General features: G+C 73.5%; 12 protein-coding genes. 6 read left to right on the top strand and 6 right to left on the bottom strand.

Going from position 1 to position 12658, the window contains the following annotated elements; all coding sequences use genetic code 11:
- Nucleotides 1-65: 65 nt before the first annotated feature.
- From ACIBBF_RS00160 to ACIBBF_RS00150, 3 genes are all read left to right on the top strand, one after another.
- Nucleotides 66-632: a TetR family transcriptional regulator gene (locus tag ACIBBF_RS00160; RefSeq protein WP_397409252.1), complete on the top strand. Its 567-nt coding sequence runs from the start codon at nt 66-68 to the stop codon at nt 630-632.
- Between the two features lie 128 nt (nt 633-760).
- Nucleotides 761-2044 carry an anion permease gene (locus ACIBBF_RS00155; RefSeq protein ID WP_397409250.1) on the top strand — a complete coding sequence of 428 codons (1284 nt, stop codon included), beginning with the start codon at nt 761-763 and terminating at the stop codon, nt 2042-2044.
- A complete protein-coding gene (locus ACIBBF_RS00150; protein WP_397409248.1) occupies nt 2041-2310 on the top strand; it encodes a hypothetical protein in 270 nt (89 codons plus the stop codon). The genes ACIBBF_RS00155 and ACIBBF_RS00150 overlap by 4 nt, the downstream gene beginning before the upstream one ends.
- A gap of 64 nt (nt 2311-2374) precedes the next feature.
- On the opposite strand, the gene ACIBBF_RS00145 is transcribed toward ACIBBF_RS00150, so the two are convergent.
- Nucleotides 2375-3166 (bottom strand): tryptophan-rich sensory protein, encoded by a 792-nt coding sequence (locus ACIBBF_RS00145; RefSeq protein ID WP_397409246.1) that lies wholly within the window; start codon nt 3164-3166, stop codon nt 2375-2377.
- 126 nt (nt 3167-3292) lie between these two features.
- Here ACIBBF_RS00145 and ACIBBF_RS00140 point away from each other — a divergent pair, with 126 nt between their 5' ends.
- Nucleotides 3293-4786: an SDR family oxidoreductase gene (locus ACIBBF_RS00140; protein WP_397410645.1), complete on the top strand. Its 1494-nt coding sequence runs from the start codon at nt 3293-3295 to the stop codon at nt 4784-4786.
- Between the two features lie 83 nt (nt 4787-4869).
- Entirely contained in the window at nt 4870-5736 is an 867-nt protein-coding gene (locus ACIBBF_RS00135; RefSeq protein ID WP_397409244.1) for a GNAT family N-acetyltransferase, read from the top strand.
- A 4-nt stretch (nt 5737-5740) separates the two neighbouring features.
- Here ACIBBF_RS00135 and ACIBBF_RS00130 read toward each other — a convergent pair whose 3' ends face one another.
- The 4 genes from ACIBBF_RS00130 to ACIBBF_RS00115 all read right to left on the bottom strand — a co-directional run bounded on the left by ACIBBF_RS00130 (nt 5741) and on the right by ACIBBF_RS00115 (nt 10566).
- Entirely contained in the window at nt 5741-7429 is a 1689-nt protein-coding gene (locus ACIBBF_RS00130) for a glycoside hydrolase family 13 protein (RefSeq protein ID WP_397409242.1), read from the bottom strand.
- Nucleotides 7430-7504: 75 nt separating this feature from the next.
- Nucleotides 7505-8326 carry a carbohydrate ABC transporter permease gene (locus tag ACIBBF_RS00125; protein ID WP_397409240.1) on the bottom strand — a complete coding sequence of 274 codons (822 nt, stop codon included), beginning with the start codon at nt 8324-8326 and terminating at the stop codon, nt 7505-7507.
- Nucleotides 8326-9264 (bottom strand): carbohydrate ABC transporter permease, encoded by a 939-nt coding sequence (locus tag ACIBBF_RS00120; protein ID WP_397409238.1) that lies wholly within the window; start codon nt 9262-9264, stop codon nt 8326-8328. The genes ACIBBF_RS00125 and ACIBBF_RS00120 overlap by 1 nt, the downstream gene beginning before the upstream one ends.
- Before the next feature lie 27 nt (nt 9265-9291).
- Nucleotides 9292-10566: an ABC transporter substrate-binding protein gene (locus tag ACIBBF_RS00115; RefSeq protein ID WP_397409236.1), complete on the bottom strand. Its 1275-nt coding sequence runs from the start codon at nt 10564-10566 to the stop codon at nt 9292-9294.
- A 106-nt stretch (nt 10567-10672) separates the two neighbouring features.
- Between ACIBBF_RS00115 and ACIBBF_RS00110 the strand changes: the two genes are divergently transcribed.
- Nucleotides 10673-11917, top strand: coding sequence for an ROK family protein (locus ACIBBF_RS00110; protein ID WP_397409234.1), 1245 nt, complete (start codon nt 10673-10675; stop codon nt 11915-11917).
- Nucleotides 11918-11961: 44 nt separating this feature from the next.
- Here ACIBBF_RS00110 and ACIBBF_RS00105 read toward each other — a convergent pair whose 3' ends face one another.
- The gene (locus ACIBBF_RS00105; RefSeq protein ID WP_397409232.1) at nt 11962-12612 is read right to left on the bottom strand and encodes a hypothetical protein; all 651 of its coding nucleotides are present in this window, start codon (nt 12610-12612) and stop codon (nt 11962-11964) included.
- Nucleotides 12613-12658 lie beyond the last annotated feature (46 nt).

Below are 12658 nucleotides of genomic sequence, written 5' to 3'. Positions count from 1 at the left end.
TCACCGTGTGTCATCATCACGGTAGCACTCATGGCACACAGTGTCATCAGTGCTAGTCTCTGATCGTGGCGAGATGGGATCCCGGAGCGCAGGAGCGCCTGACCGAGGCCGCGCTCGACCTGTACCTGGAGCGCGGCTACGACACGGTGACCGTGTCGGACATCGCGGAGCGCGCCGGCCTGACCCGTCGCACCTACTTCCGCTACTTCCCGGACAAGCGCGAGGTGCTCTTCGCGGGCGCGGAACGCCTGCCGGACGCCGTCCGCGCGGCGGTGCTCGCCGCCGACCCGGACGCGCCGCCGTTCGCCGCGGCGCTCGACGCCCTCGGCCGCGTCGGCGCCCAGGTGGCCACGCTCGTGGACCACGGCCACGCCGCCCGCCGGCGGGTCGTGATCGACGCGAGCCCGGAGCTCCAGGAGCGCGAGCGGACCAAGGCGGCAGGCGTGGTCGCGGCGATCGAGGAGGCCCTGCTGGAACGCGGCGCGGAGCCCGGCACCGCCGCGCTCGTGGCGCAGGTCGGGGCCGCGACGCTCGGCCTGGCCTTCCGCCGCTGGACCGCCGGGGACGGCACGAGCTTCAGCGACGACCTGGCTGCCGTGGCCGGCACCCTGCGGGAGGCCCTGGCGCAGTGAGGCGCGGCACACCGGCCCGGCCTCGGGTCGGCCGTCAGGTGAACATCAGATGAACGATGGCGGAACAGTGCCTTGCTTTCGCCCGAAATCGCGGTTCGACCCCTGATCCGTCTCCGACCATCGAGGGCGTGACCGAAACGCTCCTGCTCGTGCTCGTCGTCGTGACAGCACTCGCCTTCGACTTCACGAACGGATTCCACGACACGGGGAACGCGATGGCCACGTCCATCGCCACCCGCGCCCTCCGGCCGCGGACCGCCGTCGCGCTGTCCGCCGTGCTCAACCTCGTCGGGGCGTTCCTCTCGCTCGCCGTCGCCGCCACCATCGCCAAGGGCATCGTCGATGCCGAGGTGATCACCCTGCCGGTGGTGCTGGCCGGCCTGGTGGGCGGCATCGTCTGGAACTTGCTCACCTGGCTGCTCGGCATCCCCTCCAGCTCCTCGCACGCCCTCGTCGGCGGCATGGTGGGCGCGGTGCTGGCAGCGGTGGGCACGTCGGGGGTGCTGTGGACCGGCGTGGTGTCCAAGGTGCTGCTGCCCGCCCTGCTCGCCCCGCTCATCGCGATCGCCGTGGCCGGCCTCGGCACGTGGTGCGTCGCGCGCCTGACCCGCGGAGTACCCCAGGACGTGACCAACCGCGGCTTCCGCTGGGGCCAGATCGGCTCGGCCTCGCTGGTCTCGCTGGCGCACGGCACCAACGACGCGCAGAAGTCGATGGGCATCATCCTGCTCGCGCTCATCGCGGGCGGCGCGGTGCCCGCCGACTCCGACGTGCCCCTGTGGGTCATCCTCAGCTGTGCGATCGCCATGGCCGTCGGCACCTACATGGGTGGCTGGCGGGTCATCCGCACGCTCGGCAAGGGCCTCGTCGAGATCGACACGCGCCAGGGCATGGCCGCGGAGACGTCGTCCGCGGCGGTCATCCTCCTGTCCAGCCACTTCGGCTTCTCGCTCTCGACCACGCACGTCGCGACCGGCTCGGTGCTCGGCTCCGGCGTCGGCATGCCGGGCGCGAAGGTGCGCTGGAGCGTCGCCGGGCGCATGTTCGTGGCCTGGGCCCTGACCCTGCCGGCCGCCGGGCTGGTCGGCGCGCTGTGCCACTGGCTCGAGTCGGCCATCGGCGGCGCGGCGGGCACCATCGCGGTGCTCGTCGTGCTGGTGGCGTCCACCCTCGCCATCTGGATCGCCTCGCGGCGCCGGCCGGTCAACCACGCCACCGTCAACGAGGACTGGGACGAGGACAAGGGCGCCGACGTGCAGCCGGTCGCCGCGACGACGGGCGCCACGGGCGGCGAGCGCGTCGCCCCCGTGCCCGCCGTGGCGACGGCCTCCTCCGTCGGCCGGGCCATCAGCTCCGTGGGAGCGGACGACGCCGGGAACGCCGGCACCACCTCGAAGGGAGAGCAGCCGTGAACGACTTCATCGAGTGGGGTGCGCTGGGCCAGGTGCTGGTGGCGGGCGTGCTCGTCGGCGCCGGGATCCCCGCGCTGTTCGCCCTGGGGCTGCGCCTCCTGGCCGGCACCGGGCCGGTCCCGGACGGAGCCACGACGGACGGGAACGCCCCCGTGAGCCCGCCCCGGCCGGGGCCCGTGCGCCTGGCCGGAGCGGTGCTGTGCCTGGGCACGGTGGTCGCGGCGGTCGTCACGGGCCTGGTCTTCGTGATCTCGGGCGGTCACTGAGCCCGCGTCGCCGCGACCGGCCTCGTGCCCCGGACGGCGCAGGGCCGGCCCTCGGCGGTCCGCGTCAGGTGGCCGGCCGGGCCACCGCCCGCGCCCGCACGGCCAGCGTCGTGCCGAGCACGACGGCGGCAGCGGCGGCAGCGGTCCAGGCCACCGGGGCCGACGGGAGCGCACCGTCCCACCGGGCCACGGCGATCCAGGCCAGGCCCCAGGCGACGGCGGCACCGACCGCCAACCGCCCCCGGCCTCGCACGGCGAGCGCGACGCCGATGCCGGCGACCGCGACGAGCACGGCGACCGCCCACCCGTCCGGCGTGCGGCCCGCGCCACCGAACCCGGAGGCGACGAGGGCCGCCGCGACGTTGGCCACGGTCGCGACGCAGACCCAGCCCAGGTAGACACCGAGCACCCCGTCGACGAGCACGCGATCCAGCGGACCGCTCGCGCGGGTGCGGGTCAACAGGACAAAGATGCGGCTCAGGAGCATCAACAGAACCCCGATGACCAGCACACTCACCCAGAGCCGGCCCGCCTGCACCACCAGGATCCACGCGGCGTTGAGCAGCATGGTCCCGGCCACCGGCAGCCGCAGGCGACGCTGCCTGTCCTCGGCCACCGGGAACCACTGGAGCACGGTGTAGCCGGCGAGCCCGAGGTAGACCACCGTCCACACCGCGAAGGCACCCGAGGCCGGTGCCAGGAGCGTGGCGTCGGTGGAGAGCGCACCGCCCGCCGCCGAGGAGATCGGGGTGCCGCCGAACACCCCGACGCCGATCATGGAGCCGGCGAGGCACACCAGGAAGCTGAGGGTGACGGCGACCTGCCCGGTCCGGTCGGTGGATCTCTCCTGTGCCATGTGGTGCTCCTCCTCGTGTCCCGTCCGGTCGGCCGACGGCCCGGCACGACAGCGACCGCGATACTCTCTAGCCTAACTAGTAGTCTGCTTGGCTTCCTGTTGTGTGCGAAAGGCTGGTGAGTGACCGTGCCCCTCGCCCTCGTGACCGGCGCGACCGGGTACATCGGCGGGCGCCTGGTCCCCGAGCTGCTGTCGGCCGGGTACGACGTGCGCGTGCTCGCCCGGCATCCCGAACGGGTCGCGCCGCGCGAGTGGGCCGGCCAGGTCGAGGTGGCGGCAGGCGACGCGACGTCGCGTGCGGACCTGCGCCGGGCCCTCGACGGCGTCGACGTCGCGTACTACCTGATCCACGCGCTCGGCGCCGGACCCGGGTTCGCCGAGCGCGACCGGAGCACGGCCCGCGGGTTCGCGGTGGTGGCCCGGGAGGCGGCCGTCGGCCGTGTGGTCTACCTCGGCGGGCTGCACCCCGAGAAGGAACGGCTGTCCCCGCACCTGGAGTCCCGCCGGGAGGTCGAGGAGATCCTGCTCGACGGCGGCGCGCCGACCGTCGTGCTCCGCGCCGCCGTGATCCTCGGTTCCGGCAGTGCCTCCTTCGAGATGATGCGGTACCTCACCGAGCGGCTGCCCGTGATGGTCGCGCCGCGCTGGATCGACAACCGCATCCAGCCCATCGCGGTCCGGGACGTGCTGCGCTACCTCGTCGGTGCCGCCCGCGTCCCGGCGGACGTCAGCCGTGCCTTCGACGTCGGCGGACCCGAGGTGCTCACCTACCGCGAGATGATGCAGCGCTACGCCGCCGTGGCCGGGCTGCGCCGCCGGCTGGTCGGAGCGGTCCCCGTGCTGACGCCCCGCCTGGCGAGCCTCTGGGTGGGGCTGGTGACACCGGTGCCGCCGGGTATCGCGCGACCCCTCGTGGGATCGCTGGTGCACGAGGTGGTGGCCCAGGAGGACGACATCAAGGAGTACGTGCCCGACCCGCCGGGCGGGCTCCTCGGCTTCGACGACGCGGTGACGCTCGCCCTGACCCGGATCCGTGACCTCGACGTCCGGACGAGCTGGGTGTCCGCCTCCACGCCGGGTGCGCCGTCCGACCCGCTGCCCCAGGACCCGGACTGGGCGGGCGGGAGCCTGCTGGTCGACGACCGCTCGCGCCGGGTGGACACCTCGGCCGAGGCGCTGTGGACGGTGATCGAGGGCATCGGCGGGGCGCACGGCTGGTACTCCTGGCGCCTCGGCTGGGTCGCCCGGGGCGTGCTCGACCGCCTCTTCGGCGGTCCCGGCCTGCGCCGCGGTCGCCGGCACCCCCATCAGCTCTCCCCCGGTGACGCCCTGGACTGGTGGCGCGTCGAGGCGATCGACCCGGGCCACATGCTGCGGCTGCGCGCGGAGATGCGCCTGCCGGGGCGGGCCTGGCTGGAGCTGTCCGTCGAGGACCCGGGCTCGGCCCGGCCCACCTTCCGCCAGCGGGCGGTGTTCTCGCCGCGCGGGCTGCCCGGGCAGCTGTACTGGTGGGCGATCAGTCCCTTCCACGGCATCGTGTTCGGCGGCATGCAGCGCAACATCGCCCGTGCCGCCCAGGAACAGGGAAAGGCGCAGGCGAGTGCGTCGCGCCCGGGGTGAGTCCGCGTCCGGGCCCCTCCCGTGCCGGGCGGGGCCCGAGAAAAAGATCGCCGACCGGACCGGCACCGGCTTGGATCGCCGGTATGACGATCCACCTGAACGTGCCCGGCGCCGACGACCTGACCCGGGTCGTCGACGTGCTGCGGGAGTGGCAGTCCGACACGGATCCCGTGCAGCTCCACCCCGGGGACATCGGCTGGTTCTGGCGGTGGGGCACCACGGCGACGGCCGCGGCCGTCCGCACCTGGACACGGGACGGACACGTGCTCGCCGTCGGCCTGCTCGACGGTGCGGACCTGCTACGTCTCAGCACGGCGCCCGACGTGCGCCGGGACGAGTCCCTGGCCCGCAGGATGGTGGCCGACGTGACGACGCCGGAGCGCGGCGTGCTGCCGGGCGGGGAAGTCATGGTCGAGGCGCCGCCGGGCGCCCTGGTGAGCGAGCTGCTCGGCGAGGCGGGCTGGGGCGACGACGAGCCGTGGGCCCCGCTGGTGCGCGACCTCGCCGGCCCGGTCGAGGCCCCGGGCGTTCGGGTGGAGGTGGCCGGACCCGACCGGGCCGGCGAGCGCACCGCCGTCCACCGGGCCGCGTTCGGCGGCCCCTCGTTCACCGACGACCGCTGGCACGCGATGGCAGCCGGCCCGCTCTACGCCGACGCCCGGTGCCTGGTCGCCTACGACGAGGCGGGCGCGGCGGTCGGCGCGACCACGGTCTGGTCGGCCGGCGCCGGGCGGCCCGGCCTGGTCGAGCCCCTCGGCGTGCACCCGGACCACCGCGGGCACGGCTACGGCAGGGCGGTCACCCTGGCCGGGGTGGCCGCCCTGCGTGAGCTCGGCTCGTCCAGCGCCGTCGTCATCACCGAGAGAGCGCGCACCCCGGCGGTGGCCACCTACGTGTCGGCGGGGTTCGACCGGCTGCCGGACCGCCTCGACCGCCGCCGGGCCGGGTAGCCGGTCAGACCCGCAGCCAGGCCGTGGTCGCTCCCGGCAGGCGGCCGCCGTCGAGCGGGGCGCTGGTCAGCAGCACCTCGCCGGCGGGAAGGTCGACGACGTCGTCACCGAAGTTGGTGACGCTCAGCCAGCCGTTCGGCCGGCGGAACGCGAGCACGTCGTCGCGGCCGGTGTCGTGCCACTCCATGGTCTCGTCGGTCTGCAGCTCCCGGCGCAGGGCGAGGGCCCGGCGGTACAGCGCGAGCGTCGAGGCCGGGTCCTGCTCCTGCACCTCCACCGCGAGGTCCCCGAACCAGTCTGGCTGCGGCAGGTCGGCGGGCCCGGCACCGAACCCGAACGAGGCACCCTCGCGCGTCCAGGGCAGCGGGACACGGCACCCGTCGCGGCCGATCTCGATGCCCGGGCTCCGGAAGAACGTCGGGTCCTGGCGCGACTCGTCGGGGATGTCGGCCACCTCGTGCAGGCCCAGCTCCTCCCCCTGGTAGAGGTACGAGGAGCCCGGCAGCGCGAGCTCCAGCAGCGTCGCCGCACGTGCCCGGCGCAGCCCGAGCTCCCGCTGGAGCACGGGCTCGGTGCCGCCCGAGAGCAGCCACCGCTTGCCCTGCTTCTCCGCGGTGTGGTCGCCGCCGGCCGCACCGGTGCCACGCGGGGGCAGGCCGTAGCGGGTGGCGTGCCGCACGACGTCGTGGTTGGAGAACACCCACGTCGTGGACGACCCGGACGTCTCAGCGAGCTCCAGGTTGAACGTGATGATCTCGCGGAACTGCCCGGCGTCGAAGTCGGCCTCCAGCAGGTCGAAGTTGAACGCCTGGCCCAGGCCGTGGGCGCTGGCGTAGCGCGCCCGGCGGTCCGCGGCCACCCACGCCTCGGCGACGGCGGTGCGGGGCGGGTCGTAGGAGTCGAAGACCGTGCGCCACTCGGCGTAGATGTCGTGCACGTCGTCCCGGTCCCACAGGGGGTGGTTGCCGTCGCGCGGCGTGGCGTCGAGCTCGGCCTGGCTGGGCAGCTCCTCACCGAGGTCCTTGGCGAGCCCGTGCGCGACGTCGACCCGGAACCCGTCCACCCCGCGGTCCGACCAGAACCGCAGCGTGTGCAGGAAGTCGGCCCGGACCTCGGGGTTCTTCCAGTTCAGGTCCGGCTGCTCGGTAGCGAAGTGGTGCATGTACCACTGGCCGTCCCCGACCGGCTCCCAGGCCGGGCCGCCGAACACCGACTGCCAGTCGGCGGGCGGCTCGGCACCGTCCGGCCCCTTGCCGTCACGGAAGATGTAGCGGTCGCGCGCGGGCGATCCCTTCGGCGACCGCAGGGCCTCCTGGAACCAGACGTGCCGGTCCGAGGTGTGGTTCGGCACGAGGTCCACGATCAGCTTGATCCCGGCGTCGTGCAGCGCGGCCACCAGCGCGTCGAAGTCGTCGAGCGTGCCCAGGCGCGGGTCCACGTCGCGGTAGTCGTCCACGTCGTAGCCGCCGTCCGCGAGCGCCGACGGGTAGAACGGGCTGAGCCAGACGGCGTCGACGCCGAGCTCACGCAGGTACGGCACGTGCGCGGTGATGCCCGGGAGGTCGCCGATGCCGTCCCCGTCCGCGTCGGCGAACGCGCGCGGGTAGATCTGGTAGACGGCGGCCTGCCGCCACCAGGTGGCGTCTCCGGCGGAGGAGTCGGGGGTGAGGGTGGGCTCCATCACTTCGGTCATGAGGTGATCGTTCTCCTTGCTTGTCTGGCTGGGCTTGTCTGGCTGGGCTTGTCGGGACCGGCTAGCCGGGGCTGGTCACTTGACGGCGCCCTGGGTGACCCCGGACATCACCCAGCGCTGCGTGAACAGGTAGACGACGATCGCCGGCGCCATGGCCATGAGGTAGGACGCGAAGGCGACGTTGTAGTTGTTGCTGAACTGGGTCTGGAAGATGTTCTGCAGCACGGGCAGGGTCTGCAGCGCCGGGTCCGACGTGATCAGGAACGGCATCATGAAGTCGTTCCACGATGCCAGGAAGGCGAAGATGCCCACCGTCGCGCTCATCGGCGCCAGCAGCGGGAACACCAGCCGCCAGAAGACCTGCCACGTGGTGGCGCCGTCGAGCCGGGCGCTCTCCTCCAGCTCGGCGGGCAGCGAGCGCAGGAACGCCGTGTACAGCAGGGTGCTGAACGAGAGCTGGAACATCACGTGCAGGATCGCGACCCCGACCGGGTTGTCCAGGCCCGCGAGCCCCGTGAGCCGCACCTGGGACAGCGCGAGCACCGGGAAGGGCAGGAACATCGCGCCGAGCAGGTAGAAGAACGACCACCGGAACAGGCGCCGGTCCCAGTTGCGGGCGATGGCGTAGGACGCGACGGAGCTGAGCACGACGGTCCCGGCGACCGCGACCGCCGTGACGAGCAGCGAGACCGCGAACGACCGGGGGAAGCTGGTCAGGGTCCAGGCCTCGGCCAGCCCGTCGAGGCTGACCGGGGCAGGGAGCGAGAACGCGTTGCCGTCCACCGACTGCTCGGTGGTCTTCAGCGCCATCGTGACCGTGACGTAGAGCGGCACCAGGACGGCGAGCGTGCACGTGAGCAGGACGACGGTGACCGGGACATTGATGCGCCTGGACATCAGACAGCCACCTTTCCACGGGTGAGCCGCAGCTGCACCAGGGCCAGCACGAGGGCGATGAGGAAGAAGACGGTGGCGTTCGCCATCTGGTAGGCGTAGTCGCCGCCGGTGAACCCCGAGAAGATGGTCATGGCCACGCTGCGGGTGGCGGTGCCTGGTCCGCCGTCGGTGAGGCCCACGATGACGTCGTAGGCGTTCAGGAAGTTCTTGAACCCGATCACCATGTTGATGAGCACGTACCCCGCGAGCAGTGGCAACGTGATGGTGCGCAGCTGCCGCCAGCCGGAGGCGCCGTCGATGCTGGCCGCCTCGTACACCTCGCCGGGGATGGAGACGATGCCGGCGGTGTAGACCAGCAGCGCCGACGGGATCGCCTGCCAGGCCGTGACCACCACGATCGCCGTCCAGGCCAGGTCCGGGTCGGCCAGCACGCTCTCCTGGAGCGCCGTGAGCCCGACGGCGGAGGCGAGCTGCGGCAGCGAGTTGGAGAACAGGAAGTTGAAGACGTAGGCGATGATGATGCCGGAGACCACCATGGGCAGCACGAACACCGTGCGCAGCGCCGCCCGGGCGGGGATGCGGGCCGCCAGCCCGATCGCGAGCAGGAACGCCACGACGTTGACGACGACCACCGTGACCAGCGCGAACCCGACGGTGAACCCGTAGGAGCTCAGGATCGCCGGGTCGGAGAACAGCACGGCGTAGTTGGTCAGACCGATGAAGCGGGCCTCACCGAAGCCGATGGAGTCGGTGAAGCTGTAGGCCACGCCCATGATCGCGGGGACGGTGATCGCGAGCGTGAACAGCGCGACGGTGGGCAGCAGGAACAGGTAGTAGGTCGCGTCGACGCGCCGCCGTGGGGCGGGGCGCACCGACGTTCCCTCGGCGAGGGCCGCTGCGGTGCGGGCCTCGGGGAGCGTGGTGGCTGGTGTCGCCATGACAGGTCCTCGGGTTCGGGGGCGGGTTCAGGAGCGGCGGGCCAGCCGCGCCCAGTCGGCGTCGACGGTGCGCAGCACGGCGCCCGGGTCGGCACCGGTGACGAGCGCCTGGGCGTAGTTGTAGATCGGGATGGACTGCGGCACGAGCTGCGACGGGCCGAGGTAGAACCGGGCGTCGTCGTAGTAGGTCTGCAGCTCGACGAGGGTGGGGTGGGTGACCGGCGGCGCGTCGGTGGTGACGCCGAAGCCGAGGTTGTCGGCGTTGTAGGTGTCGATGACCTCAGGCCGCATGAGGAACGTCAGGAGCTCGCGGGCGGTGTCCTGGTTGGGTGAGATCTCGGGGATCCACAGCGCCAGGTCGACGTTGACCCGCACCTTGCGGTCCGCCGGGTCGTCCGTCATGGGGAGCGGGAAGACGCCGACGTCGAGGTCGGGCGCCGTCTTGGCGATCTCCGTGAGCGCCCACGGGCCCTGGAGGTACATCGCCGCCTGACCCCGCGCGAAGGCGAGGTTGCCGTCGCCGTAGCCCCGGCTCGCGGCGTCGGCGTTGGAGTAGCCCACCAGGGTGAGCATGCGCTCGACCGGCTCGCGGAGGTGCTTCTCGAACGAGACCGGCGAGTCCGGCCCCGTGTCGGCGCCCTGCTGGGCCAGGGCCTCGAAGAACGCGGTGACGTCGACCATCCCGCCCACGGTGTAGTCGAACAGCCCCTGCCCCACCGTCCACGGGTCGGCGTAGGTGCCGTAGAACGGGGTCACGCCCGCGTCGGTCAGGGCGTCGCAGACCTCGATCAGCTCCGACCACGTGGTCGGCGGCACCAGTCCGTGGTCGGCGAAGAGCGTGCGGTTGTAGAGCACTCCGGCGGCCATGAGGGAGTACGGCAGCACGCTGGTGCGCCCGGGGTACGACGCCGTCAGGTCGACGAGCGGCAGCAGGTCGGGGTTGATCCGGCCCGCCTCGGGCAGGTCGCCGAGGTCGCTCATCGCGCCGCGGTCCACGAACCGCGCCACCTCGAAGTTGTAGTTGAGGCACCCGAGGTCGGGCGGCGAGTTGCGGACGAACCCGGCCGACAGGTTCGACGACGAGTCGTGGCTGACCCGCAGGCCCGGGTGTGCCTGGCGGAACCGGCCCAGGAGCTCGCCGAAGTAGCCGATGGCCTCGGGCTTGGACTGGTGGAACGACACCTCGGCGCCCCGGCCGAGGGGCCCGCAGCCCGTCAGCGCGAGGCCGGCGCCGAGCAGGCCGGCGCCGAGGAAGGCCCGTCGGCTCAGTCCCTGCGACGGTGGACGGGAAGGTGCTGGCACGTCGTCGTCTCCTTGGTCCGGCCCCCACCCACGCTGGTGCGGACCTAAATCTAATGTCTAGATTTACTGTCCCGATCATGTACGCGGCGCGCGCTAGAGTCAAGGGGTGGACTCCTACCCCGTGGCCAGCTCCGCCCGGCTGCTGCGGCACACCAACGCCGCCGCCGCGCTCCGGCTCGTCTGGGACCGGGAGACGTTCACCGCCAGCGACGTGATGGCCGACACCGGCCTCACCCGCTCCACCGTGCTCGCGCTGTGCGACGAGCTCACCGCGCGCGGCTGGGTCAGCGAGCTCGACGACGCCCGGGCCGCCGGCGAGTACCGCCTGGGCCGCCCCGCGCGGCGGTACGCGTTCGACCCGCGCGCGGGCCGTGTCGTCGGGGTCGACGCCGGGCAGCACCACGTGACCGCCTCGGTGGCAGACCTGCGCGGCGCCGTGCTCGCCCGCTCCGCCCAGGAGCTGCGGGCCGACGCCTCCCCCGCGACCCGGGTACGCACCATCCGCCGCGCGATCGACGACGCCGTCGGCACCAGCGGCAGCGGCACCGGCAGCACCGGCGAGCAGGCCGGCCCGGTGCTCGCCGTGGTGCTCGGCGTCCCGGCACCGACCGACGCCCAGGGCGCCTCACCGCCGGGCAACCAGGGGCGCTTCTGGGCCCGCATGAACCCGGGCCTCGCCGAGGAGTTCGCCGACGTCGGCCAGTCGGTCACCGTCGAGAACGACGCCAACCTGGCCGCCGTCGCGGAGTGGACCACCGGTGCCGGCGTCGGGCAGTCGTCGTTCGCCACGCTGCTGTCCGGGGAGCGCTTCGGGGCCGGGCTCATCATCGACGGCACCCTGCTCCGGGGCCCGCGCGGCGGGGCCGGCGAGATGCGGCTGCTCGACCTGGTCGAGGGCGTCGGGTCGGCCGACGGCCTGGCCCACGTGGCCCGCGAGCTGGCCCGCCGCGCGGCCGACGCCGGTGACCTGGCCGGCTCGGCGCTGGGCGGGCACGACCCCGCCACGCTCGACGCCGCCGACGTGCTCGCGGCGGCGCAGGGCGGCGACGCCGTCGCCGTCGGCATCGTCGAGCAGCTCGCCGACCGGCTCGCCCGCGTCTGCGCCGTCATCGCGTCACTGCTCGACGTCGAGCGGATCGTCGTGGGTGGCGCGCTCGCCCCGGCGCTGGGCCCGGTCGTGGCGCGGGCCGCGGAACGGCTGCCCTCCTACATCCACCCGCCGGTGCCCGCGATCGTGGCCTCCGCGCTGGGTTCCGACGGTGTCCACGTGGGCGCGGTGCGGCGCGCCCTGGCGATCGTCCGGGCCAGTCCGTTCGACTTCGAGCTCGTCCGGAGCGCAACCGGCCGCTGACCGCACCGCCGTGTCGGGGGCACGGTCGCCCCGGACGGGCGACGTCAGGCGATGCTGTCCGCCGCGGCGCGCAGGGCAGCCAGCTCACCCGGACCCGCCTGGCGGGCCAGCGCGGCGATGTCGCAGACGTAGCGGCGCTGGTCCGGCGGGAAGGCCTCGGCGATCTCGGCCGGGTTCTCGGCCAGCACCCGGTAGATCTCCAGGCCGGCCGCGTAGAACAGGTCGACCAGCTTTGGCTCGCCGGCCGCGGTGCGCAGCACGTTGCCGGGGTTGTGGTCGAGGCCGCCCCAGAACGGGATCGCCCGGGCCGCCTCGGCGTCGAGCCGTTCCGCCTCGCGGCGCACCTCGGTGACAGGGTCGCCGGGCAGCGCCGCCTCCCAGCGGCGCACGACGGCGTCGGCCTCGGCCGACCCGGCCGGGGTGAGGAACTCGAGCACGGTGAGGCGACCGCCGCCGTCCAGCGGGGCGTCGAACTCGATGTGCGGGAGCAGCGGATGGCCGTCCAGCGTGCGGCACAGCGCCACGAAGACCTGGTACGCCGGCTCGAAGGGGCTCACCCGGGCGACCAGCGCACCGTCGGGAGAGCGCCAGACCGTGGCCCAGTCGCCGAGGCCGCACACGTTCCAGCCGTCGGCGAGGAGGCGTCCGGCCACCTCGCGGTGCGGGAGGCCGGCCAGGTCGTCGAACGGATGCACGCCCGGCAGCCTAGGCAGGCGCCCGGGCGCCTGACCACGGAAAATC

The sequence above is a fragment of the Promicromonospora sp. NPDC050880 genome, from assembly GCF_044456525.1.
Classification (GTDB): Bacteria; Actinomycetota; Actinomycetes; order Actinomycetales; family Cellulomonadaceae; genus Promicromonospora.
Note: the sequence above shows the minus strand (reverse complement) of the source record. Positions and strands in the feature narration are given on the sequence as shown.

Excerpts from the sequence above, each read along its gene's own strand:
- ACIBBF_RS00145 (WP_397409246.1), bottom strand. The coding sequence starts at position 3,166 with ATGGCACAGGAGAGATCCACCGACCGGACCGGGCAGGTCGCCGTCACC.
- ACIBBF_RS00135 (WP_397409244.1), top strand. The coding sequence starts at position 4,870 with ATGACGATCCACCTGAACGTGCCCGGCGCCGACGACCTGACCCGGGTC.
- ACIBBF_RS00130 (WP_397409242.1), bottom strand. The coding sequence starts at position 7,429 with ATGACCGAAGTGATGGAGCCCACCCTCACCCCCGACTCCTCCGCCGGA.
- ACIBBF_RS00125 (WP_397409240.1), bottom strand. The coding sequence starts at position 8,326 with ATGTCCAGGCGCATCAATGTCCCGGTCACCGTCGTCCTGCTCACGTGC.
- ACIBBF_RS00120 (WP_397409238.1), bottom strand. The coding sequence starts at position 9,264 with ATGGCGACACCAGCCACCACGCTCCCCGAGGCCCGCACCGCAGCGGCC.